The following is a 23,398-nucleotide window of genomic DNA, read 5'->3' on the forward strand; positions in this document are numbered from 1 at the left end:
TAGCGCGACGGCTCCTGGACCAGCCAGGACCCGCCGCGCCGACCTCCTGTTCCCCACAGGAGGTCTTTTGCGTTCCGGGTGCCGGCACGAGCTCACCAGCAACTGCCCCACGAGAAGGCCACCACCATGACCAGCGACCTGTTCCACGTCTACGACACCACCCTGCGCGACGGCGCGCAGCAGGAGGGCCTCAACCTCTCGGTGGCCGACAAGCTGGCGATCGCGCGACAGATCGACCGGCTGGGCGTGGGGTTCATCGAGGGCGGCTGGCCCGGCTCGAACCCCAAGGACACCGAGTTCTTCCGGCGGGCCCGCACCGAGCTCGACCTCCAGCACGCGGAGCTGGCGGCGTTCGGCGCCACCCGCCGGGCCGGGACCAGGGCGGCCGACGACCCGCTGGTCGCCGCGCTGCGTGACTCCGGCGCCGGCGTGGTGACGCTGGTGGCGAAGTCCCACGACCGCCACGTCGAGCTCGCCCTGCGTACGACGCTCGAGGAGAACCTCGCGATGGTGCGCGACACGGTGTCCCACCTGCGCGCCGAGGGCCAGCGGGTCTTCCTCGACGCCGAGCACTTCTTCGACGGCTACCGGGCCAACCGGGCCTACGCGCTCGAGGTCCTGCGGACGGCCGCCGAGGCGGGCGCCGACGTCGCCGCGCTGTGCGACACCAACGGCGGGATGCTGCCCGAATGGGTCGCCGACGTGGTCGGCGACGTCGTCGAGACCACCGGGGTCCGGGTCGGGATCCACTGCCACAACGACACCGGCTGCGCGGTCGCGAACAGCCTCGCCGCGGTGGGAGCGGGGGCCACGCACGTGCAGGGCACCCTCAACGGGTACGGCGAGCGCACCGGCAACGCCGACCTCGTCACCGTCGTGGCGAACCTCGAGCTCAAGCTGGGCCGGCAGGTCCTGCCCGAGGGGATGCTGCGCGAGGCCACCCGGATCGCGCACACCGTCGCCGACGTGACCAACTTCCCGCCGGCGTCGCGGCAGCCCTACGTCGGGACGTCCGCGTTCGCGCACAAGGCCGGCCTGCACGCCAGCGCGATCAAGGTCGACCCGGACCTCTACCAGCACATGGACCCCGCGGGGGTCGGCAACGACATGAGACTGCTCGTCTCGGACATGGCCGGGCGCGCCTCGATCGAGCTCAAGGGCCGCGAGCTGGGCTTCGAGCTCGACCCCGAGCTGGTCAAGCGGGTGACCGCCCGGGTCAAGGAGCTGGAGGCCCGCGGCTACACCTTCGAGGCCGCGGACGCGTCCTTCGAGCTGCTCCTGGTCGAGGAGGTCGAGGGCGCCCGTCCGTCGTACTTCGACACCGAGTCGTGGCGGGTGATCACCGAGACCCGCCCCGGCGACGAGGCGGTCTCCGAGGCCACGGTGAAGCTGCGCGCCGGCGGCGCCCGGATCGTCACCACCGGCGAGGGCAACGGCCCGGTCAACGCACTGGACCACGCGCTGCGGCAGGCGATCGAGCAGCTCTACCCAGAGGTGGTGAAGTTCGAGCTGATCGACTACAAGGTGCGCATCCTCGACCAGGGCCACGGCACCGACGCGATCACCCGGGTCCTGATCGAGACCACGGACGGGGTCGGGTCGTGGGTCACGGTCGGCGTCGGGCCCAACGTGATCGAGGCGTCCTGGCGGGCGCTGCGCGACAGCCTCACCTTCGGCCTGCGGCGCCACGGCGCCTGAGCCGGACGCCTGGGCACTGCGCCGCAGGGCGGTAGCGTCGCGGCCATGACCGAGCTGCACGACCTCACTGCACTGGAGCAGGGCGCCGCGATCCGGGCGGGGGAGACCTCCACGGCGGAGCTGGTCGAGCACCACCTCGCCCGCATCGAGAAGCACTCCGAGCGGCTGGGCGCCTTCGTGACCGTCACCGCCGACCGGGCACGGTCCGCGCGCCCCGTCGGGGACGGTCCGCTGGCCGGCGTACCCACTGCGATCAAGGACCTCAACGCCACCAACGGGGTCCGCAGCAGCTTCGGCTCACCGATCTTCGCCGACCACGTCCCCGACTTCGACGACGAGGTGGTCCGGCGGATCGAGGCCGCGGGACTGGTCAGCCTGGGCAAGACGAGCACACCGGAGTTCGGCTCGCCCTGCTACACCGAGCCCGAGGGGGCGCCCCCGGCGGTGACCCCGTGGGACACCACCCGGATGGCGGGCGGCTCCAGCGGCGGTGCGGCGGCCGCGGTGTCCGGCGGACTGGTGCCGCTGGCCCAGGGCTCCGACGGCGGCGGCTCGGTCCGGATCCCCGCGAGCTGCTGCGGGATCGTCGGCCTCAAGCCCACGCGGGGGCGGATCTCCGGAGCGCCGATGTACGGCGACCCCGTCGGCCTGGCCACCAACGGGTCGCTGGCCCGCACCGTCCGCGACGCCGCCGCGCTGCTCGACGTGATGGCCGGCCGCGCGGTGGGGGACCCGTTCTGGGCACCCGAGGGAACCGAGTCGTTCCTGGCGGCGTGCGACCGCGAGCCGGGCCGGTTGCGGATCGCCCGGTTCAGCGCGCCGGTGATCGCGGACACCGCGGTGGACGCGGAGTGCCTCGCGGCGTGGGAGGACGCGAGCCGGCTGCTCGAGTCGGCCGGGCACGAGGTCGTCGACATCGGCGTGCCGCTGCCGCGGGCCGCGGTGCCGGTCTTCGAGACCTGCTGGGCCGTGCTCACCGCGCTCTCGGTGGTCAACCTGCCGCAGGAGGCCCGGGCGAGCCTGCGCCCGTTGACCCGCTGGCTCGCCGGCCGCGGCACGGAGGTGAGCGGCCCCGAGTTCGGGCTCGCGATCGGGGAGCTGCGCCGGGTCGCCGCGGGCACGCTGGCCGCGGTCTCGGCGTACGACGCGGTGCTCACCCCGACCCTCGCGGTCCCGCCCCTGCCCGTCGGGGCGATCCGCGACGACGAGGACCCGGCGGGCGACTTCGAGGCGCAGAAGCGGTTCACGCCGTACACCTCGATGTGGAACGTCACCGGCAGCCCGGCGATCTCGCTGCCCACCCACCAGACCCCCGACGGACTGCCGGTCGGGGTGATGCTCGCGACCCGCCCCGGTGACGAGGCGACGCTGCTGTCCCTCTCCGCGCAGGTCGAGGCGGCCATGCCCTGGCGCGACCGCACCCCGCCCGGGTGGTGAGCGCCCGGACCGGGTCGACCGACCGGTGGCCGGTGCAAGTCAGCCGCAAGTGACCCTCAAGCGGCGCGGCGCAAGGTGCTCCCAGAGCGCGCAGGGAGCGTGCTGACCGAGAGGACCACGATGGACATGGCTACCGCCCATCCCGACCAGTACCTGCTGCCGCGCCAGGAGGCGGCGCCGCCCGGCCCCGTCGACGTGCGGATGATGTACGTGATGCACTTCGCGTTCCGCCGCGACCTCGCGATGTTCGCCGACGCGGCCCCGGTGACGCCGCTGGAGGACCGCGATGCCTGGCGCGCGCTGGCCGAGCGCTGGCAGCTGTTCAGCGCCAACCTGCACCACCACCACTCCGGCGAGGACGCCGGGCTGTGGCCCCTCCTGCTGGAGTACGCCGACCCCGGCGAGCGGGCCACCCTCGCCGACATGGAGGCCGAGCACGCGCTGATCGACCCGATCCTGGCCGAGTGCGCGGCCGGGTTCGAGGAGGTGGTGAGCACCAGCGACGAGGACGTCGTACGCCGGCTCGCGGACAGCCTGGCCGCAGCCCGGGACTGCCTCGCCGCGCACCTGCGCCACGAGGAGACCGACGCGATGACGATGGTGCAGAAGCACCTCACCCAGCAGCAGTGGGACGACATGGCCAAGGAGAACTTCACCAAGGGCCAGAGCCTCTCCGCGCTGCTCAGGATGCTGCCCTGGGTCGCCCACCAGATGCCCGAGGCCGAGCTCCGCGGCGTCCTGGCCGAGTTCGGCTTCCCGTTCGCGCTGCTGCTCCGGTTGACCCGGGGCCGGTTCGAGCGCCTCGAGGCCCGGGCGACCCGGCACCTCTCCGGGGCCGCCTGACCCCTCGAGCCGGGTCGGCTCAGAACCCGTGGGCCGCCCGGACCTCGGCGAACCACGCGGCGAAGACCGGGATCTCCCAACGCTCGCACAGGCGCAGCGCGTCCTCGGCGTGCCGGGTGGCGAGCTCTCGCCGCCCGGTCGCCTCGGCGGCCATCGCCAGGAACGCGTCCACGGGCCCGATGGCCGCGACGGACCCGGTGCTGGCGGGCCGGCCGGCCAGCTCGGCCAGGTGGGTGTACGCCGGGGCCGCGAGTCCGGGCTCCCGGAGATGGAGCCCGGACTCCGCCGACATCGCCCACATCAGCGGCGAGAACCACGTGTCGAGGTGGTGCTCGCCCTCGCTGGTGGAGAGGTAGTCCCTGGCCTCGTCGAAGCGGCCCATCCGGCACAGGATCGCGGAGACGAACGTCTGCACGGGCAGGGGACTGTTCTGGTCGATCAGGGTCAAGATCTGCGCCAGCTGCTCGTAGTCACCGGTCCACATCAGCTTCATCGCCAGCGACCCCGCCACCGTGTGGTCGTACATCGCGTGCTGCACCCGCTCGCGGAGGCCGGCGAGGTGGTCGAGCCGCTCGTCGGCGCCGGCGAAGTCGCCCCGCAGCGCCAGCCACGGGATCTCCAGGCCGTCCAGGACCAGCTCGGCGTAGAAGTGGCGCTGCCGCTCGGCCTGGGCGCGCGCCTCGCGCACCCCGGCGTCCATGAGCTCGAGGCGGCCCAGCTCGCAGTCCGCGACGACCCGCAGGGTCAGGGCCGTGGAGAGTGCGGCCTGGTCGTCGAGCTCGCGGGCCAGGGCGCACGCCTCGTCGAGGAGCTGGTGGCGGCGCTCGGCGTTGGCGCCGCGCCAGATCGTGGTCGCCGCAGTCAGGCAGCACCACAGCCGCAGGCGGGGTTCGCCGAGGCGCTGCGACATCGCCACCGCGTCCTCGGCCAGGGACTCCCGCTCCTGCGGGGTCGCGGCGTAGTAGATCTCGCCGGCCAGTGCGATCATCACCCGGCAGCGCGCGTCGCCGTCGCCGGGAGGCAGCCGGTCGAGCGCGTCCCGCAGCGCACCGACGACCAGCGGGTCGACCACGCCCTGGGTGGAGGCCTGCCACAGAGCACCGTCCAGGGACATGGTGGCCGCGTGGACCAGCCGGTCGAGGTCGTCGAGCTCGTGCGCGGCCTGGATCGCCCGGTGCACGGTCGGCCTGAGCTCGAGCCAGTTGCCGGAGAGCTGGAGCGCGCGGGCGTAGGCGACGAGGAGGTCGTGCAGCTCGAGGCGGGACGCGTCCGGGTCGGAGGCGAAGACGTCGACGGCGTCGTGGAGCAGGGAGGCGGCCTCCTCGTAGGCGAACACCCGGTGGGCGCGCCGGGCCGCGTCCACGCACGCTCGCCACGCCTGCGCGGCGTGGGCGGGACCGGCGGCCAGCCAGTGCCGGGCCACCTCGCTCTCGCGCTCCGGCCGGTCCCGCAGTGCCTGCGCGAACCGGGCGTGCGACCGGGCGGCCCGGGATCTCGAGACCGAGCCGTAGAGGGTGTCGCGGACGAGCGCGTGCGCGAACCGGAACCGGTCGACGCCGTCCTCGCGCAGCAGGCCGGCGGCCAGCGCGGGCTCGAGCGCGTCCAGGGTGCTCTCCTCGTCGCGGTCCAGCACCAGCGCCAACGTGGCCACGTCGAATTGGCGCCCGGCGACGCTCGCGGTCCGCAGCGCGTGGGCGGTGTCCTCGGGCAGGGAGCCCACCCGGCGGAGCAGCACGTCCTGCACCGCAGCCGGGGGATCGGCCTCGGTGAGCAGCGAGGCGAGGTCGCCGCGGTCGTGGGCGAGCCGGGCACACTCCACCAGGAAGAACGGGTTGCCCTCCGTACGCCGCCACAGCGCCTCCGCCTGCGCACCGGACGGCGTGAGGTCCGCGACGGAGGCGACGACGCGGCCGGCGTCCTCGGCGTCGAGCCCGGTCAGCGTCGTACGCCAGGCGTGGCGGCGGGCGAGCACCTCGGCGACCTCCGCGAGGGCCCCGGTCGGTGCCGGCTGGTCGCGCCAGGTGGTCACCACCATCAGGCGCTCGACCCGGGCGGTCTCCACGAGCAGGCGCAGCACCCGCAGCGTCGAGGCGTCCGCCCAGTGCAGGTCGTCGAGGACCAGCAGCAGCGGCAGGTCGCCGGCCGCCCGCCGTACGGCGTCGACGATCTCCTCCCAGGCGCGGAACTGGCCGGCGGAGTCCTCGCTGCCGGCCGCCACCTCGGAGGGCAGCTGCTCGCCGAGCCCGCGCAGGATCGCGGCCCACGGCCACAGCGGCGGGGCGCCCTCGTCCTGGGAGCACCGGCCGACGAGCACGCGGGCACCTGCCTCCCGGGCCTGGTCGGAGAGGGCGTCGCACAGCCGGCTCTTGCCGATGCCGGGCTCGCCGGTGAGCACGGCGAACCGGGGTCGTCCTTCCCGGGCCTGGCCGAGGAGCTCGACGAGGCCGGCGAGCTGCTGGTCGCGGCCGACCAGGGGCCACGCAGCCTCCTCGGACGAGGCAGCCGCGTCGTCGAGCGGCGGGTCGGGGTGGGGTCCGGGTTGTGGCTCGGGCTCGGCGAGCCGGCCGACCCAGTCGAGCGAGGGGTCCTGGCGGAGCACGGCGGCCTGCAGCTCCCGGAGCTCGGCGCCCGGCTCCAGCCCGAGCTCCTCGGCGAGCAGGGTCCGGACCTGCCGAAGCGCGTCGAGGGCGTCGGCCTGGCGTCCCGACCGGGTCAGCGCCAGGGCCCGCAGCCCCCAGAGCCGTTCCCGGAGCGGATGGGCCTGGACCAGCGACTCGAGCTCCGCCGCCGCGGTCGCGTGCTGCCCGGTGGCGAGCTCGATCACGGCCCGGTCCTCCAGGGCGACCAGGCGCAGCTCCTCGAGCCGGGCCCGCTGGGCCTGCACCGCGGGGGCGTCCTCGAGCTCGGCGTACGGCTCGCCCCGCCACAGGTCCAGCGCCGCCCGCAGCCGGCGGGCGAGCTCGTGCAGCTCCTCCGCGCGGACCCGGTCCAGGCCGCCCGGCGTCGCGGAGAGGGCGCCGACGCGACGGTGCACCTCGGAGACCTCGGCCTCGAACCACGCCGCGTCGAGGGTGCCGTCGAGCACCTGCAGGGCGTAGCCGCCCGGCCGGGTCACCAGCACCTGCGACGGCGCCCGGGGCGCCCGGTCGGGCTCGAGTACCCGGCGCAGACGGGCGATGTAGGACTGCAGCGCCGCGGTCACCGCCTCCGGCGGCCGCTCGCCCCAGACCAGGTCCACGAGCGTGTCCACCGGGACCGTGCGGCCCGCGTGCAACGCCAGCGCCGACAGCAGGGCCCGCTGCTTGCGGGTTCCGAGGTCGACGTCCAGCTCCTCGAGCCGGACCTCCACCGCTCCCAGTACGCGTACCTGCACGCAGGCATGCTATTTGCGCGGAGCCGTCCGCGGCAGGTGTCGCGGCTCAGACCGGGACAGCGGCCAGCAGCCGCTCACACTCCTCGACGAGCCGCTGGCGAAGCGGGGCTCCGCGCTCGGCGAAGCCGCGCTGCGCGGCGACGTACTCCTGGCGGCCCTCGGGCGTCTCGATCGGCACCGGGGTGAAGCCGAGCCCGGCGAAGTCGTACGGCGAGGCGCGCATGTCCAGCTCGCGGATCTCCCACGCCAGCGCGAAGCAGTCGGCGACCAGCTCCGAGGCGATCAGGGGAGTGAGCCGGAACGCGTGCTTGTAGAGGTCCATCCCCGCGTGCAGGCAGCCCGGCTGCTCGAAGGAGGCGCGGTCCTCGTGCCCGGGCTGCAGGGTGTTCAGCGGCCGGGCGGTGTCGGTGAAGAAGCGGAACGCGTCGAAGTGGGAGCAGGTGATCCTGCTGGTCTCCACGACGCGGTCGGTGGCGGCTCCGCCCAGCCGGAGCGGCCAGTCGTGGCGCACCTCGTCGGTCCGGTGCACCATCGCCCACTCGTGCAGCCCGAAGCAGCCCAGGGTGGGCGGCCGACCGGCGGTCGCGACCAGCAACCGGTGGATCGACTCGATGACGGGGAGCTGCGACTCGAGATGGTCCACCGAGACGGATAGTCCGAGACGTTCCCGTCGTGATTCGGTCGCCGCAACGACGGAAACGTCTCGGACTATCCGGCTCTGGTAGCCCTTCAGCCCGGCGTACTCCGCTCCGTCGACGAGCGTCACGCCCCAACCCGGGTGCCAGCGGCGCAGGGCCGCCGGGCGCTGGGAGTAGTAGGTGAACAGGAAGTCGTGGACGGGGTGCTTCTCGCCGCGCTGCCTGCGCTCGAGGTGGGGCTGGATCCAGGTGTCGACGCGGGCCCCGTGCGCGCGGGCACGCGCGCGCCAGGTCTGCTCGTCGAGGATCTCCACGGGACCCAACCCTAGGTGGCCGGTTCGTCGAGCTCCCGGACGAGTCCGGCCGGCGCGAGCAGGCGGTAGCTCTCGGTCACCAGCTCGCCGACCTCGCGCCAGTCGGTGGCCTCGTCGAGCACGACGGCGACCACCTCGTCTCCCCAGGACGAGAGGTACGGCGGCCCGATCGCCGCCAGCGCAGCCCGCTCCTCGCCGATGCTGCGCAGGGTCACCACCGTCACCGGGCGACCGTCGGTGACCCCGAGCCGATCGGCGGCATCCGCGTGGTGCAGCGCCACGACGTGGGCGAACGTCCGCTGCCGGACCCGCCAGCGGACACCCGTCCAGGCGTCCTCCTCGTGGGCGCCGGGCAGGCGCATCGCGAGCTCCGCGACCCGCGCGACGAGCGCGGGATCGGGCTCGGGACGTCCACGCACCATGAACCCCAACCTAGGCGTCCGCGCCGACATCCCGGTCTCCGTGGCGGTGCCGGCGGCACCGGCCGGACCGGGGATCTCCACAGCCGGCACGCTGATGCGTCCGCGGCGCCGACCGGTCGATAGGCTCGGTGGATGCGCATCGCCAGGTTCACCACAGGTGACGACCCACGTTTCGGCATCGTGACCGGAGACATCGACGACTTCGGCATCCCCGACGAGGAGTCGGTGATCACGCCGCTGCAGGGCGACCCGCTCTACGTCGGCCTCCAGCCCACCGACGAGGTGGTCCGACTCAGCGACGCCCGGCTGCTCTCGCCGGTGCTCCCGCGGAGCAAGGTGGTCGGCATCGGGCGCAACTACGCGGCCCACGCCGCGGAGATGGGTGGCGAGGTCCCCGACGAGCCGCTGATGTTCATCAAGCCGAACACGAGCGTCGTCGGCCCCGGCGACCCGGTGTTCTACCCGCGGCAGAGCGAGAACGTGCACTTCGAGGGTGAGCTCGCCGTCGTGATCGGCCGGATCTGCCGCGACGTGCCGAAGGAGAAGTACGCCGACGTCGTCCACGGCTACACCGTGGGCAACGACGTGACCGCGCGCGACCTGCAGAAGAAGGACGGCCAGTTCACCCGCGCCAAGGGCTTCGACTCGTTCTGCCCGCTCGGTCCCTGGATCGAGACCGAGCTCGACGTGAGCGACCTGCGGGTGCAGACCTTCCTCAACGGGGACCTGAAGCAGGACGGACGCACCTCCGACCTGATCTTCGACGTCCCCACCCTGATCGCCCACGTGTCCAGCGTGATGACGCTGCTCCCGGGCGATGTGATCCTCACCGGCACCCCCGAGGGCGTCGGTCCCATGAACCCCGGTGACGAGGTCGAGATCTCGATCCAGGGCATCGGCAATCTGAGCAACAAGGTGGTCTCACGATGACAGATCCAGTCCTGGGCAGCCTCGCCCCCGAGCAGGTCCGGGTGCGGTTCCCACCCTCGCCGACCGGCAACCTGCACGTCGGCAACGTGCGCTCGGCCCTGTTCAACTGGGCGTTCGCACGTCACTACGGCGGCACGCTGGTGCTCCGCATCGAGGACACCGACCTCGCGCGCAACACCCCCGAGGGCTACGCCTCGGTGATCGACTCGCTCGCCTGGCTCGGCATCGACTACGACGAAGGCCCCGGGGTGGGTGGCGAGTTCGGCCCCTACAAGCAGTCGGAGCGGTTCGACATCTACCGCGACATCGTCGCGAAGCTGCGTGGGTCCGGCGCGGCGTACGACTGCTTCTGCACCACCGAGGAGGTCGACGCGCGCCGCAAGGCCTCCGGCTCCAAGGTGCAGGGGTACGACGGCCACTGCCGTGACCTCAGCGACGAGCAGCGCCGCGCGTTCGAGGCCGAGGGACGCACCCACGTCGTCCGGATCCGGATCCCCGACGGCCCGATCGTCTTCGACGACCTCGTCCGCGGCGAGGTGACCTTCCTGCCCGAGCACGTGCCCGACTTCGCGATCGTGCGCGCCAACGGCGACCCGCTCTACACGCTGGTCAACCCGGTCGACGACGCGCTGATGGGGATCACCCACGTGCTGCGCGGCGAGGACCTGCTGTCCTCGACGCCGCGGCAGATCGCGGTCTACGCGGCCCTGCAGGCGCTGGGCATCGGCACCGGCTCCCCGCGCTTCGGCCACCTGCCGATCGTGATGGGGGAGGGCAACAAGCGACTCTCCAAGCGCGACGCCGGCTCAGGACTGAGCGAGTACATCGAACGCGGCTTCCTCCCGGCCGGGCTGCTGAACTACCTGGCGCTGCTCGGGTGGGGGATCGCGGAGGACCGCGACGTGTTCACGATGGAGGAGATGGCGCAGGCCTTCGACATCCGGCGGGTGAACCCCAACCCCGCCCGGTTCGACCTCAAGAAGCTCGAGGCCATCAACGCCGCGCACATGCGGCTGCTGCCCCTCGAGGAGCTCGAGGAGCGGCTGCTGCCGTTCCTGCGCGAGGCCGACCTGGTCGAGGACCCGCCGACCCCGGAGGAGAGCCTCAAGATCAGCGAGGGCTGCGTGCTGATCCACGAGCGCGTGGGCACCCTGGGCGAGGGCGCGGACATGCTGGCGTTCCTGTTCCTCGACGAGGTCGTCTACGACGAGACCGACGTGGCCAAGGTGCTCACCGAGGACGGGCTCCGGGTGGTGGCGGCGGCACGCGATGCCCTTGCCGCGATCCCCGAGTGGAACACCGCCGCCATCGACGAGGCCCTGCGCGCCAAGCTGGTCGAGGAGCTCGGCCTCAAGCCGCGCAACGCGTTCGGCCCCGTGCGGGTCGCGGTCACCGGACGCCGGGTCTCCCCGCCCCTGTTCGAGTCGCTCGAGCTGCTCGGCAGGGAGCAGTCGCTGGCTCGGCTCGACGCCGCTCCTCGCGCCGCCGCGGACGTGGCGAGGGAGCAGGCCTGATGGCCTTCCCGCCCCCGCCGCAGCCCCCCGCGCCGGGCTACGGACCTGCTCCCCGGCAGTGGAGCCAGCGCGAGATCGCGCACCCGCACCCGGAGCCGCGCCTGTACCCGCTGATGCTGCGCACCTGGGACTACGCCTGGTGGAGGCCGGTCGTCGGCATCCTGGTCCTGGCCGTGGGCGGGATGATCCTGATGCCGATCGTGCTGATGCCGATCCTGGCGCTCGGAGTCGCGGTCGAGGGCGGCTCGGGGCCGTTCGCGGATCGCTTCTTCGACTCCGCCAGCCTCACCTCGGTCACCCCGGCCTCGATGCTCTACCTGAACCTCAGCCTGGCCTCGCTGACCCTGGTGGCGATGCTGGTCGTCCGCTACCTGCACCGGTTGCGGCCCCGCTGGCTGTCCTCGGTGATGCCCGGCATGCGCTGGGGATTCTTCTTCGCCTGCCTCGGTCTGTCCGTGGTGGCGCTGATCGCCTCCGTGTTGTTCAGCACACTGCTGCCGGACAACACCAGCGGCGTCAGCGGTGAGCCCAACGAGATCACCGGCCGGCTGGTGGCCACCGGCATCGTGATCCTGCTCACGACTCCGTTGCAGGCGCTCGGTGAGGAGTACGCCTTCCGCGGCTACCTGATGCAGGCGTTCGGCTCCCTGGCCCACGGGATCGCGGAGACGTTCGGCCTGAGCCGGCAGGCGGCCGTGCGGATGGCGGTCGGGTTCGCGCTCCTGGCCACCTCCGCGCTGTTCGCGCTGGCGCACGGCGCCCAGAACGCCCCGCTGTTCTTCGACCGGTTCGCGTTCGGCCTGATGGCCGGCGCCACCGTGATCCTGGTCGGCGGGCTCGAGGCGGGGATCGCACTGCACATCTTCAACAACCTGCTGGCGTTCGCCATCGCGATCTTCTTCGGCGACCTCCAGGGGGCCCTGACGGTCTCGGAGGTGTCCTGGTGGCAGACACCCGTGACCATCGTCCAGAACGGCGTCTACCTCGTCCTGGTGCTGCTCGTGGCGCGCAGCATGGGGCTGCGCAACAAGACCGCACCGCCCGCGGTGCCCGGCACCCAGCCGCAGGCCGCGTGAACGCGGGGAGACGACAACGTCACACCGCCCCGATTGGTGGCGGGCCCGGGCGTGTGTGTATGTTTGTGCCTCGGTTCGCCCGGTGATCTGGGCGAGCCGAACCCATGGGGTATGGGGTAATTGGCAGCCCGACTGGTTCTGGTCCAGTTAGTCTAGGTTCGAGTCCTAGTACCCCAGCGAACACGACGATTTGGTTCACAAGTTAGCGAACGATAGAGTCTCGTCGGTTCTCAGCAAGATCGCCAGGCCCCCGTTGTGTAGTGGCCTAGCACGCCGCCCTCTCAAGGCGGTAGCGCGGGTTCGAATCCCGTCGGGGGTACCAACACGAAGGGTCCTGACCAGCCAAGAGCTGGGCAGGACCCTTCGTCGTTCCTGTCACATCCGGGTCCCGCCGTACGTCTTCCTCTCGAGCGCGACTTGGGAAAAGGTGGTGGGCACCATGGACGAGGACGACCAGACGCGGGCCTTCGAGGCCGAGCGGCCGCGGCTGCAGGGCCTTGCCTCGAAGGTGCTCGGCGACCCGGCCGAGGCGCAGGACGTGGTGCAGCAGGCGTGGTTGCGCCTGCACGGCACCGAGACCGTGATTGAGAACCTGCCGGCCTGGCTGACCACGGTGACCACCCGGCTGTGCCTGGACCGCCTTCGGTCACGTTCGCCCGTGCCGCACGCCGACCTGGAGACCGAGCTCCAGGGCAGTCCCGAGGCCGACCATGCCGGCTCCGCCGACCCCGCCGACGAGGTCGCCCTGGCCGACACGGTCGGGGTGGCGTTGCAGGTGGTGCTCGACCGGCTCTCGCCGCAGGAGCGGGTGGCGTTCGTGCTCCACGACAGCTTCGGCTTCGAGTTCCTCACGATCGCGGCCGTGCTCGAGACCACCCCCGTGGCCGCACGCAAGCTCGCCTCGCGGGCGCGCGCCAAGGTGGTCCAGCCGTCGGCCGAGGACCAGCTCGCCGACTGGGCCGTGGTGGACGCGTTCATGGACGCGGCCCGCCGGGGTGACTTCTCGCGCCTGCTCGAGCTGCTCGCACCCGACGTCGTCGTCGTCGGCGACGAGGCCGCGGTGCTGCTCGGGACCCCGGCCCTGGTGGAGGGCCGGCGCGAGGTGGCCACGTTCTTCAACGGAGCGGCGCAGTCCGCGCTGCCGGTCTTCCTCGGTGACCGGCCCGGGGCGGCCTGGTTCGACCGCGGCGTGGCCCGGGTGGCCTTCGACTTCGCAGTGGCCGGGGGACGGGTACGCCGGATCGACTTCCGCGCCGACCAGGACCTGCTCACGCAGGTCCGCAAGCGCAGGGCAGGGGACCCGCGGTGAAGGTCGTCTCGCCGTTCAGCTTCTCGGTCACACCTGCGCCGTCGCGATCGTCGTAGGAGTGAGAGCACACCCAGGAAGAACCGGAGATGAACTGAGATGAAGACCATGACCTGTCGCCAGCTGGGCGGCCCCTGCGAGCTGGGCCACCACGGAGAGACGGCCGACGACGTGATTGCGGCCCAGGACAAGCACCTCAAGGAGGCGGAGAAGGCCGGCGACGCCTCCCACCAGGAAGCACGCGACGCCATGAAGTCCCGCTGGCGGCACCCGAAGAAGTCGCTGGGGTGGTACAACGACGCCAAGGCGGCCTTCGCCGCCCTGCCCGAGACCTGATCACACCTGCGTCCGAATCCCGCTAGCACCGAGGTCCCCGGGCGCGCAGACTGGAGGCATGGAGCTCGACCAGGACGCCTGCTACCGCGCGGTGAAGGGACGTGACCGTCGCTTCGACGGGATCTTCTACACCGCGGTGCACACCACCGGCATCTACTGCCGTCCGTCCTGTCCAGCGACCACCCCGCGGCGGGGCAACGTGTCCTTCCACCGCACCGCGGCCAGCGCCCAGGGTGCCGGGTTCCGGGCCTGCCGCAGGTGCCTGCCCGACGCCACCCCCGGGTCCCCGGAGTGGGACGTCGCGGCGGACGTGGCCTCGCGGGCGATGCGCCTGGTCTCCGACGGCGTCGTCGAGCGGGAGGGGGTGGAGGGCCTGGCCGGTGCCCTCGGGTACTCCACCCGGCAGCTCAACCGGCTGGTCACCCGCGAGTTCGGCGCCGGCCCGCTGGCACTGGCCCGGTCGCGTCGCGCCCAGACCGCGCGGGTGCTGATCGAGACCACCGAGCTGCAGTTCTCCGAGATCGCGTTCGCGGCCGGCTTCGCGAGCGTGCGGCAGTTCAACGACACCGTCCGCGAGGTGTACGCCGCCTCGCCCACGCGGCTGCGGCAAGGAGCAGCCTCCCGGCGCCACGGGAGCAGCGCCGGCGCGATCCGCACGCGGATAGCCGTCCGCGAGCCGTTCGCCGGCGACGCCCTGCACTTCTTCCTCGCGGTCCACGCCGTGCCGGGGCTCGAGGCCACCGGGCCGGGCTGGTACGAACGCGCGCTGCGGCTCCCGCACGGCCCCGGGGTGGCCCGGGTCCACTTCGGGGAGGCGACGCCGGGACAGGTGCCCTGCACGTTCACCCTGGCCGATGCCCGCGACCTCGCACCGGCGATGGAGCGCACCCGACGCGTGCTCGACGCCGACTGCGACCCGGGTGCGGTCGACGAGGCCCTGGCCGAGGACCCGGTGCTCGCGGCGCTCGTGGCGGCGCAACCTGGACTGCGCGTCCCCGGGCACCCCGACGGTGCCGAGCTCGCGGTGCAGACGGTGCTGGGACAGCAGGTCAGCCTCGCCTCCGCCCGCACCGCAACGCGGCGCCTCGTCGAGGAGCACGGCGACCCGCTGGGTCTCGACGGCGACCACGAGGTGACGCACCTGTTCCCGACGGCCGCGCGGCTCGCCGCGATCGACCCCGAGGACCCGGCCGCGCTGCGGATGCCCCGCTCCCGCGCCCGGGCGCTCACCGGTCTCGCCGCCGCGCTGGAGCGCGGTGAGGTGCGGCTCGACCGCAGCGCCGACCGGGACGGGACCCGGGCAGCCCTGCTGGCGCTGCGAGGCATCGGCCCCTGGACGGCCGACTACGTCTCCATGCGCGCGCTCGGCGACCCGGACGCGTTCCTGCCCACCGACGTCGGCGTGCGCAACGCCGCCCGCCGGCTCGGGCTGTCGGACGTGGTGAGCCGCAGCGAGGGCTGGCGGCCGTGGCGCTCCTACGCGCTGATGCGGCTGTGGTCGGTCGTGCTCGGGGACCTGCGACCAACGAGAGAGGCGGACATAGGGTGAGGACGAGGGAGCTGGAGATGACGACGATGTGGACCGTGACGAGATCCCCGGTCGGCGACCTGCGGATCGTGGCCCGGGACGGGGCGATCGCGGCGATCGAGTACACGCCGTTCCAGGCGTCGCCGGTGGGGCTGCCCATCGGTGAGCGGGTGGACGACGACCCGTTGCTCCTCAGCGTGGTGGAGCAGCTGGCGGCGTACTTCGCCCGGGACCTGAAGCAGTTCGACCTGCCGCTGGCCCCCCGGGGCAGCGACTTCCAGCACCGGGTGTGGGAGCAGCTGCGCCTCATCGGGTACGGCGAGACTGCGTCGTACGGCGAGATCGCCCGCCGGCTCGGGATGACCAACGCCGCGTCGCGGGCGGTGGGGCTGGCCAACGGCCGCAACCCCGTGCCGATCGTGGTGCCGTGCCACCGGGTGATCGGGGCGAACGGGATGCTCACCGGCTACGCCGGGGGAATCCCGCGCAAGCAGCTGCTGCTGGAGCTGGAGCAGGACGCCCTGTTCTGAGCGGCCTGTTCTGAGCGTCCCTCAGGGGGCGAGCGTCGTGCGGCGGTAGTTCTCCAGCAGCTCCTGCACCTTGGCCTCGTCGCGGTCGGCGATCGGGACCAGGAGCTCGGCGACCACGTCGGTGAGCTCGGCGATGCGCCGGTTGAGCCGCCGGTTCTCGTGGACCGCCTCCTTGAGGTCGCGGACCAGCTCGGGGAACGAGGCTGCCGTGCGGAGCAACCCGCGGGGCGGGGGAGTGCTGTCGCTGGTCATGGCGGCTCCTGAACGGTGGTGGGTGGATGGTTTCGGGGTCCAGCGGACCTCCAGGCGGGCAGTGCGGGGGTCCGGCTGGTCGAAGAGGTCGAGACCGGGGCCGGACTCGCGGTGCACGACCCGGCCGCCGGCGGCCTCGATCTCGCGCACGAGCTCGTCGGTGTCGAGCCGCTTGACCAGTCCGTCGGTGGTCACGCCGGGGAGGCCCTTGCCGGTCTCGGCGTACTCCAGGAACAGCGCGCCGCCGCGGCGCAGGGCCATCGAGCCGAGCCGCCACAGGTTGCGCCGGGCCTCCTGGTCCAGGCACCCGGCGAGGCCCCGTGCGTAGAGCCACGGCGGCTCGCTCTCACGGGCCAGCTCCGCACCGATCAGCAGGGCCGACCGGGTGTCGTTGAGCACCAGGACGCGCACGTCGGCTTCCTGGCCCCCGCGGGAGAGCTTGCGCGCGGCCTGGCGTACGGCGGTGCCGGCGAAGTCGGCGGCGACCACGCGGTGGCCCTGCCGCTTGAACCAGGCGGCGTCGCGGCCGTTGCCGGTGCCGAGGTCGACGACCACGGCGGCCTCGGGCATCCGCGAGCGTGCCCAGGAGGCGAACGTCGATCCCTTGCGCGGGATCTCGTCCTTGCGGTAGCGCAGCAGCTCGTTCCAGGGGATGACGTGGGTGCGGAAGCCGCGCATCCACCCGTCGAGGCGGCGCAGGCCCGGCAGGGGGTCGACGGGCTGGAACGCCGGGTCCGGGACCCGCCAGCGCGGCCCGTAGAGGAACTCCAGGACCGCCTCCGGGTCCGCCGGCGCGGCCAGCTCCACGCCTTCGAGGACGACCGTCGAGGCGGGGGTCAGGGCCTCGCGGGGGAGATGGCCGCTGCGCCCGCCGAGTTGGTAGAAGACGCCCTCGACGTGGAAGGCGCCGAACACGTCGACGTGCACGTTCCTCCCGTCGGACAGCGGCAGGAACAGCTTGAGGTCGGCCCCGGACATCCGGACCACCTTCCAGCCGAGCTCGCGCATCTCGCGCTCCATCCGGAACGACTCGCGGATGATGTCGGCAGGGTGCGTGTGTGCGCTGAGGTAGGCGAGGTCGGAGTCGGAGTCGTGCCCGATCATCGCCCCGGAACGGACGGCTCCGAGCAGGCAGCCGTAGCTCACGTGGGCGTCGATCCCGACCTTGTCGCGCAGGTCGGCGATCGCACGTGCCGTGCCCTCGGCGATCTGCCGGCGTACGTCGTCGCCGGTCTCGGAGAAGACCCGGGTCAGGTGCCCGGCCTTGTCCAGGGCCAGCGGGTGCCCGTGCGCGTCCCGCAGCTCCAGCCGCGCGGTGTTGCCACGAAAGGAGACCGGGCCGTCGAAGTGCACCTGCTCGTCGTCGCTGCCGGCCAGCCGCACGTGCGTGGTGCCGTCGAGCAGGGGGCGGATCACCTGGGGCCAGTCGATCCGGCGGCCCGCGCGGGTGCGGACGCCGTCACGGTCGGGGACGAACGACCAGACGTATCTCCCGTCGAAGGAGACCACCACCGGGTCGTGGCCTGCGGCCGGGATGACGACGTGCTCGTCGGTGACGATCGCGGACACGAGGGCCGGGGGCATGTGGGCTCCGATCGGACATCCCAGGAATGAAAGTCGAGCGGAAGACTACACTTAAACCCTGGGGCTGATCACACGTTAGGCCCCGGCGAGCCGCGCGGGCGTGAATGACCCGTGTCGCGCTCGCGAGCCACTGCGCGAGTGCGGGTCATCCGTTCAACCGGTCGTGCCGGAGAGCGTGGATCGGCTGTCCAGCAGGAAGGTCTCCAGGCTGCGTGCGGGGGTCCCGGTGACCTGCTCCACCGTGTCGGTGACCGTCGCGAAGCTGCCTGCGGCGACCCGCTCGAACGTGAGGACGTTCAGGTCGCGCTCGAAGCCCTCGGTCCCGGCCACGGCCTCCTCCACCGAGACCTCGCGGATCTCGACCGGGCGGCCGACCACGCGGGAAAGGTGGTCGGCGGTCTCCGTCAGTGCGAGTGCCCGCGGGCCGGTGAGCTCGTAGGTCCGGCCGCCGTGACGGCCGTTCAGCAGGGCCTGCTCGGCCACCGCGGCGATGTCGCGGGCGTCGATCCACGCGATCCGACCGCCGCCGGCGGCGAACGCCAGGTCCTCGCCGCGGACGATCTGGTCGCGGAAGAAGCGAGGATCGGTGAACACCTGCATGAACCAGCTGGGGCGCAGGATGGTCCAGTCGTGACTGCTCTCCCGGACGGCGCGCTCGGCACGCGGCGCCCAGCCCTCGGGGCCGACGGAGTCCGCGTCCTGCTCCGACAGCAGCACCACGCGAGAAGTCGCCGGCGTCCGGGCGAGGAGGTCGCGGATCAGCTCCGGCGCCTCCGGCCGGTCCGGGCGTACGACGTAGACCGCGTCGGTCTCCTCGACTGCCGCTGCCCAGCCCTCCGGGTCGTCCCAGGAGAACGCGATCGGCCGGACTCCGTCGATGCGCACAGCGGAGGGGTCACTGCTGCCACCGAGGACCTCGACCTCCGGGCGGGAGGCGAGAAGTCTCGCCAGCGGGTCGCCGGTCTTGCCGCGGACGCCGGTCACGAGGACGCGCGTCCTGCCGGCTGTCTGGCTCATGGGCGCACTGTTCCATCAGGCGCCGTGCAGCACACCCTCTGCGGTTCCCGTGTCCGAAACCCGCCGGACCGGGTGGCCGGCCCCCGTGGCTGGAGGCCGTCACTCGTGGGTGCTACTCGGCCGCGGCGCGGCGCAGCGACTCGGAGAGGCGCTCGGCGGCCGCGAGCACGGCGGGTGCGTGCATCCGGCCGGGCTGGCGGGAGAGCCGCTCGAGGGGTCCCGAGACAGACACTGCGGCGATGATCTTGCCGCTGGGGGAGCGCACCGGTGCGGACACCGAGGCGACTCCCTGCTCGCGCTCGCCGATCGACTGCGCCCAGCCACGGCGACGGATGCCGGCCAGGGCGGTCGCGGAGTAGGCGGCGTTCTGCAGCCCGCGGTGCATCCGCTCGGGGTCCTCCCAGGCGAGCAGCACCTGGGCGGCGGAGCCCGCGCGCATGGTCAGCTGGGAACCGATCGGGATGGTGTCGCGCAGGCCGCTGGGGCGTTCTGCCGCTGCGACGCACACGCGGTGCTCACCCTGGCGACGCCACAGCTGGGCGGACTCGCCGGTGATGTCGCGCAGGCGGGCCAGCACCGGGCCGGCGGTGGCGAGCAGGCGGTCCTCGCCGGCGGCGGCCGAGAGCTCCGCGAGGCGTGGGCCGAGGACGAAGCGCCCCTGCATGTCGCGTGCCACCAGCCGGTGGTGCTCGAGGGCGACCGCGAGGCGGTGGGCCGTGGGACGCGCCAATCCTGTGCCGGCGACCAGTCCGGCGAGGGTGGCAGGACCTGACTCCAGTGCAGCAAGTACCAGGGCGGCCTTGTCCAGGACGCCGACTCCACTTGTGTTGTCCATATTCTAATACTGCCGTCTCGTAGTATGGGATGCAACGGTTAGGATCGGGCTCACGTCTTTGTGAGAACTGTTCAGCATGATTAACGAACCAGGAGGGATTCGGATATGGGTAAGACGCTTTCGGAAAAAGTCTGGGACGAGCACGTCGTCCGCAGCGCCGAGGGCGAGCCGGACCTCCTCTACATCGATCTCCACCTGATCCACGAGGTCACCTCACCCCAGGCATTCGACGGGCTGCGGCTCGCAGGTCGCACCGTACGCCGCCCCGACCTCACCCTGGCTACCGAGGACCACAATGTCCCCACCCTGGACTGGGACAAACCCATCGCCGACCCCGTTTCGCGCACCCAGGTGGACACTCTGCGCAAGAACACCGCCGAGTTCGGCGTGCGCTCTCACCCACTGGGAGATGTCGAGCAGGGGATCGTGCACATCATCGGCCCGCAGCTGGGCCTGACCCAGCCCGGCATGACGATCGTGTGTGGGGACTCTCACACCTCCACCCACGGGGCCTTCGGCGCCATCGCGTTCGGCATCGGCACCTCCGAGGTCGAGCACGTGCTCGCCACCCAGACGCTGATGCAGGCCCGCCCCAAGACGATGGCCGTCACTGTCACCGGCTCCCTGCCCGAGGACGTCACCGCCAAGGACCTGGTGCTGGCCCTGATCACGCAGACCGGCACCGGCGGCGGGCAGGGCTACATCGTGGAGTACCGCGGCCCCGCCATCGAGGCGCTCTCCATGGAGGCCCGGATGACGGTGTGCAACATGAGCATCGAGTGGGGCGCGAAGGCAGGGATGATCGCTCCCGACCAGACGACCTTCGACTACATCAAGGGCCGGCCCGAGGCGCCCAAGGGTGCCGACTGGGACGCCGCCGTGGAGCACTGGAAGTCCCTGGTCACCGACGACGACGCGGTCTTCGACGAGGAGATCGTCCTGGACGCCTCGACGCTGACGCCGTTCGTCACCTGGGGGACCAACCCCGGCCAGGGTGTCCAGCTCGGCGGCGTGGTCCCGGACCCGGCCGGGTTCGAGGACGCCGACGCCCGCATCGGCGCCGAGAAGGCGCTGGAGTACATGGCGCTCGAGGCCGGCACCCCGATGCGCGAGGTCAAGGTCGACACGGTCTTCGTGGGCTCGTGCACCAACGGCCGCATCGAGGACCTGCGCCTCGCCGCGGAGATCCTCCAGGGCAGGACCGTCGACCCGGACACCCGGCTGCTCGTCGTACCCGGCTCGTTCCGGGTCCGGATGCAGGCCGAGGAGGAGGGCCTCGACACCATCTTCAAGGAGGCCGGGGCCGAGTGGCGTGGCGCCGGCTGCTCGATGTGCCTGGGGATGAACCCCGACCAGCTCGCCCCCGGTGAGCGCAGCGCATCGACCTCGAACCGCAACTTCGAGGGACGCCAGGGCAAGGGTGGACGTACGCACCTCGTCTCGGTCCCCGTGGCCGCCGCCACCGCGGTGCGCGGCACCCTCAGCTCGCCCGCGGACCTGCCCGCGCCGGCGACCACGAGCCCCATCGGCAAGGAGGCCTGAGCATGGAGAAGTTCCGCACCCACACCGGTGTCGGCGTCCCGATGCGCCGCAGCAACGTCGACACGGACCAGATCATCCCGGCCGTCTACCTCAAGCGCGTCACCCGGACCGGCTTCGAGGACGGGCTCTTCGCAGGCTGGCGCACCGACCCGGCCTTCGTGCTGAACAGGCCGGAGTACGCCGCGGGCTCGGTCCTCGTCGCCGGACCCGACTTCGGCACCGGCTCCTCGCGCGAGCACGCCGTGTGGGCCCTGCAGAACTACGGGTTCCGTGCCGTGATCAGCCCGCGCTTCGCCGACATCTTCCGCGGCAACTCCGGCAAGGCCGGACTGGTCGCCGCGCAGGTCGACGAGAAGGTCGTGCAGCGCCTGTGGGACTACCTCGAGGAGTTCCCCGGAGCGACCGTGACCGTCGACCTGGAGACGCGAACCGTCAAGGCTGGTGAGGGTCCTGACGCGATCGTCGACTCCTTCGACATCGACGACTACACCCGGTGGCGGCTGCTGGAAGGACTCGACGACGTGGGCATCACGCTCTCGCACGAAGAGGACATCGAGCGGTTCGAGAAGAGCCGCCCATCGTGGAAACCGGCCACAATTCACTGATCTGATGGGGTTTTCCGCAGAACAACTCCTGCGACACGCCCCTTTCCCATTGTGGTGGGTGTCACTTTTCCCTAGCGTGCAAGGGATTAGTCGGGCATCGTGGCTCGGCTGACGTTCACGGAAGGGAAGCTTGTGAACAAGAGTCAGTTGATCGACGCGCTCGCAGCTCGTTACGAAGGCAACCGCAAGGCGGCCGCGCACGCGCTCGAGTCGGTGCTCGACACCATCACCCGCGAGGTCGCTCGCGGCGAGAAGGTCGCCATCACGGGCTTCGGCTCGTTCGAGAAGCGCGTCCGGGACGCCCGGTGGGTGCGCAACCCCGCGACCGGTGACCGGATCAAGGCCAAGAAGAAGGCCGTTCCGGCGTTCAAGGCCGGTGCGCAGCTCAAGGACGTCGTCTCCGGAGCCAAGAAGCTGCCCAAGCTGACCCTCGCCGCGGTGGAGAAGGCGGCCCCGGCTGCCGCGAAGCCGACCGTGCGCAAGACGGCCGCTGTTGCGAAGAAGGCCACCGGGGCCGGCTCGTCGTCGACCTCCAAGAAGTCGGCCGCGAAGAAGTCGTCGGCGACCAAGGCTCCTGCGAAGTCCACGGCCAAGAAGTCCTCGCCGGCGAAGAAGTCGACGAGCACCTCGACCGCCAAGAAGGCCTCCACGACGAAGTCGGCTGCCACCAAGGCTCCCGCCAAGTCCACGGCCAAGAAGTCCTCGCCGGCGAAGAAGTCGACCAGCACCTCGACTGCCGAGAAGACCTCCACGACGAAGTCGGCCGCGACCAAGGCCTCGTCGAGCTCGGCCACCAAGTCCACGGCGGCCAAGTCCGCGGCCAAGAAGTCCTCGCCGGCGAAGAAGTCGACGAGCTCCTCGACCGCCAAGAAGTCCCCGGCCAAGAAGAGCACCGCGAAGAAGTCCTGAACCACGCCCCAGCGCAGCGGCGGTGACCCGGAAGGGTCACCGCCGTTCGTGCGTCCGGGCCCGGGGACTCACGAACGCGGCAGGTCGACCGGGCCGAGCGCCTGCGCGGTGTGCGCACCCACCCCGGTGCGCATCGCCCGGGCGAGGTCGGCCCGGGTGTCGACGTCCATGCGCAACGTCGGCACCTCGGCGCGCACCGGCCTGGCCCCGGAGACCTCGTGGCGGTGGGCCGAGTCCGCACCGAAACGAGGATCGAGGTCCACACCGGGACCGGCGGCGAGCAGCGTCGTACCGTCCCCGGAGGCGTCCGCGACGAACCAGCGCGGGGTGACCCCTGACCCCAGGGCGACGTCGAGGTCCGCGGAGGTCAGGCACGGCAGGTCGGCGCACATCGCGGCCACTCCCAGGTGGGGGTGCAGCAGTCGCACCCGCAGCGAGGCGAGCTCCAGGGCCCGGTTCAGGTCGCCGGCGCCCTCGTCCTCGAGGCGGATCGCGCCGTCGACCTCGAAGCCCGGCTCGTCGGTCACGACGTAGACCTGGGCGACCGAGGCCGCCTCGCGTGCCGCGGTGATCGCGTCGAGCGCGAAGGCGCGCATCAGGGGCGCCCTCTGGTCCGGGGCGGGTACCTCCAGACGCGACTTGGCCAGGGTGAGGGTCTTCACCGGCATCAGGAGCGCGAACGTCTGGGGCATCGGCCCGATCCTCTCAG

At 72.2% G+C, this 23,398-nt stretch carries 20 protein-coding genes and 2 tRNA genes; 15 read left to right on the forward strand and 7 right to left on the reverse strand.

The window, feature by feature from the left end:
- Positions 1-126: 126 nt before the first annotated feature.
- The 3 genes from cimA to AC4BGB_RS17255 all read left to right on the forward strand — a co-directional run bounded on the left by cimA (position 127) and on the right by AC4BGB_RS17255 (position 3,978).
- Complete coding sequence (gene cimA, locus AC4BGB_RS17245) at positions 127-1,698, forward strand: citramalate synthase (protein ID WP_490548154.1); 1,572 nt, start codon at positions 127-129, stop codon at positions 1,696-1,698.
- A gap of 45 nt (positions 1,699-1,743) precedes the next feature.
- Positions 1,744-3,135: an amidase gene (locus AC4BGB_RS17250; RefSeq protein WP_490548155.1), complete on the forward strand. Its 1,392-nt coding sequence runs from the start codon at positions 1,744-1,746 to the stop codon at positions 3,133-3,135.
- Between the two features lie 126 nt (positions 3,136-3,261).
- The gene (locus tag AC4BGB_RS17255) at positions 3,262-3,978 is read left to right on the forward strand and encodes a hemerythrin domain-containing protein (RefSeq protein ID WP_490548156.1); all 717 of its coding nucleotides are present in this window, start codon (positions 3,262-3,264) and stop codon (positions 3,976-3,978) included.
- Positions 3,979-3,997: 19 nt separating this feature from the next.
- Here the strand turns inward: AC4BGB_RS17255 and AC4BGB_RS17260 are convergent, their stop codons facing one another.
- From AC4BGB_RS17260 to AC4BGB_RS17270, 3 genes are read right to left on the reverse strand one after another with little or no spacing between them, the layout of a single operon-like run.
- A complete protein-coding gene (locus AC4BGB_RS17260; RefSeq protein ID WP_490548157.1) occupies positions 3,998-7,351 on the reverse strand; it encodes an ATP-binding protein in 3,354 nt (1,117 codons plus the stop codon).
- 46 nt (positions 7,352-7,397) lie between these two features.
- Positions 7,398-8,312 (reverse strand): 3-methyladenine DNA glycosylase, encoded by a 915-nt coding sequence (locus AC4BGB_RS17265; RefSeq protein WP_490548158.1) that lies wholly within the window; start codon positions 8,310-8,312, stop codon positions 7,398-7,400.
- A 2-nt stretch (positions 8,313-8,314) separates the two neighbouring features.
- Complete coding sequence (locus tag AC4BGB_RS17270; protein ID WP_490548159.1) at positions 8,315-8,806, reverse strand: MmcQ/YjbR family DNA-binding protein; 492 nt, start codon at positions 8,804-8,806, stop codon at positions 8,315-8,317.
- A gap of 51 nt (positions 8,807-8,857) precedes the next feature.
- Between AC4BGB_RS17270 and AC4BGB_RS17275 the strand changes: the two genes are divergently transcribed.
- From AC4BGB_RS17275 to AC4BGB_RS17315, 9 genes are all read left to right on the forward strand, one after another.
- Positions 8,858-9,655, forward strand: a complete 798-nt coding sequence (locus tag AC4BGB_RS17275) for a fumarylacetoacetate hydrolase family protein (protein WP_490548160.1) — start codon at positions 8,858-8,860, stop codon at positions 9,653-9,655.
- The gene (gltX, locus tag AC4BGB_RS17280) at positions 9,652-11,169 is read left to right on the forward strand and encodes a glutamate--tRNA ligase (RefSeq protein WP_490548161.1); all 1,518 of its coding nucleotides are present in this window, start codon (positions 9,652-9,654) and stop codon (positions 11,167-11,169) included. The genes AC4BGB_RS17275 and gltX overlap by 4 nt, the downstream gene beginning before the upstream one ends.
- Entirely contained in the window at positions 11,169-12,245 is a 1,077-nt protein-coding gene (locus tag AC4BGB_RS17285; RefSeq protein ID WP_490548162.1) for a CPBP family intramembrane glutamic endopeptidase, read from the forward strand. Before gltX ends, AC4BGB_RS17285 begins: the two co-directional genes overlap by 1 nt.
- A gap of 105 nt (positions 12,246-12,350) precedes the next feature.
- Positions 12,351-12,422: transfer RNA gene (locus AC4BGB_RS17290), tRNA-Gln, on the forward strand.
- A gap of 69 nt (positions 12,423-12,491) precedes the next feature.
- Positions 12,492-12,567: transfer RNA gene (locus tag AC4BGB_RS17295), tRNA-Glu, on the forward strand.
- A gap of 117 nt (positions 12,568-12,684) precedes the next feature.
- Positions 12,685-13,554: a sigma-70 family RNA polymerase sigma factor gene (locus AC4BGB_RS17300; protein ID WP_490548163.1), complete on the forward strand. Its 870-nt coding sequence runs from the start codon at positions 12,685-12,687 to the stop codon at positions 13,552-13,554.
- A gap of 96 nt (positions 13,555-13,650) precedes the next feature.
- Positions 13,651-13,887: a hypothetical protein gene (locus tag AC4BGB_RS17305; protein ID WP_490548164.1), complete on the forward strand. Its 237-nt coding sequence runs from the start codon at positions 13,651-13,653 to the stop codon at positions 13,885-13,887.
- Between the two features lie 58 nt (positions 13,888-13,945).
- Entirely contained in the window at positions 13,946-15,436 is a 1,491-nt protein-coding gene (locus AC4BGB_RS17310) for an AlkA N-terminal domain-containing protein (RefSeq protein ID WP_490548165.1), read from the forward strand.
- 17 nt (positions 15,437-15,453) lie between these two features.
- The gene (locus AC4BGB_RS17315; RefSeq protein ID WP_490548167.1) at positions 15,454-15,945 is read left to right on the forward strand and encodes a methylated-DNA--[protein]-cysteine S-methyltransferase; all 492 of its coding nucleotides are present in this window, start codon (positions 15,454-15,456) and stop codon (positions 15,943-15,945) included.
- Positions 15,946-15,966: 21 nt separating this feature from the next.
- On the opposite strand, the gene AC4BGB_RS17320 is transcribed toward AC4BGB_RS17315, so the two are convergent.
- The 3 genes from AC4BGB_RS17320 to AC4BGB_RS17330 all read right to left on the reverse strand — a co-directional run bounded on the left by AC4BGB_RS17320 (position 15,967) and on the right by AC4BGB_RS17330 (position 19,633).
- Complete coding sequence (locus tag AC4BGB_RS17320; RefSeq protein WP_490548168.1) at positions 15,967-17,781, reverse strand: DUF6752 domain-containing protein; 1,815 nt, start codon at positions 17,779-17,781, stop codon at positions 15,967-15,969.
- A gap of 153 nt (positions 17,782-17,934) precedes the next feature.
- Complete coding sequence (locus AC4BGB_RS17325; RefSeq protein WP_490548169.1) at positions 17,935-18,798, reverse strand: NAD(P)H-binding protein; 864 nt, start codon at positions 18,796-18,798, stop codon at positions 17,935-17,937.
- A 112-nt stretch (positions 18,799-18,910) separates the two neighbouring features.
- Positions 18,911-19,633, reverse strand: a complete 723-nt coding sequence (locus AC4BGB_RS17330) for an IclR family transcriptional regulator (RefSeq protein WP_297605168.1) — start codon at positions 19,631-19,633, stop codon at positions 18,911-18,913.
- A gap of 105 nt (positions 19,634-19,738) precedes the next feature.
- Between AC4BGB_RS17330 and leuC the strand changes: the two genes are divergently transcribed.
- From leuC to AC4BGB_RS17345, 3 genes are all read left to right on the forward strand, one after another.
- Positions 19,739-21,175: a 3-isopropylmalate dehydratase large subunit gene (gene leuC, locus AC4BGB_RS17335; RefSeq protein WP_490548171.1), complete on the forward strand. Its 1,437-nt coding sequence runs from the start codon at positions 19,739-19,741 to the stop codon at positions 21,173-21,175.
- Positions 21,176-21,177: 2 nt separating this feature from the next.
- Complete coding sequence (gene leuD / locus AC4BGB_RS17340) at positions 21,178-21,780, forward strand: 3-isopropylmalate dehydratase small subunit (RefSeq protein ID WP_490548172.1); 603 nt, start codon at positions 21,178-21,180, stop codon at positions 21,778-21,780.
- A 132-nt stretch (positions 21,781-21,912) separates the two neighbouring features.
- Positions 21,913-22,689 (forward strand): HU family DNA-binding protein, encoded by a 777-nt coding sequence (locus AC4BGB_RS17345; protein WP_490548173.1) that lies wholly within the window; start codon positions 21,913-21,915, stop codon positions 22,687-22,689.
- Between the two features lie 68 nt (positions 22,690-22,757).
- On the opposite strand, the gene cofC is transcribed toward AC4BGB_RS17345, so the two are convergent.
- Positions 22,758-23,381 (reverse strand): 2-phospho-L-lactate guanylyltransferase, encoded by a 624-nt coding sequence (gene cofC, locus AC4BGB_RS17350; protein ID WP_490548174.1) that lies wholly within the window; start codon positions 23,379-23,381, stop codon positions 22,758-22,760.
- Between the last annotated feature and the right edge of the window lie 17 nt (positions 23,382-23,398).

This window comes from Nocardioides sp. Z30_9 (assembly GCF_058215735.1).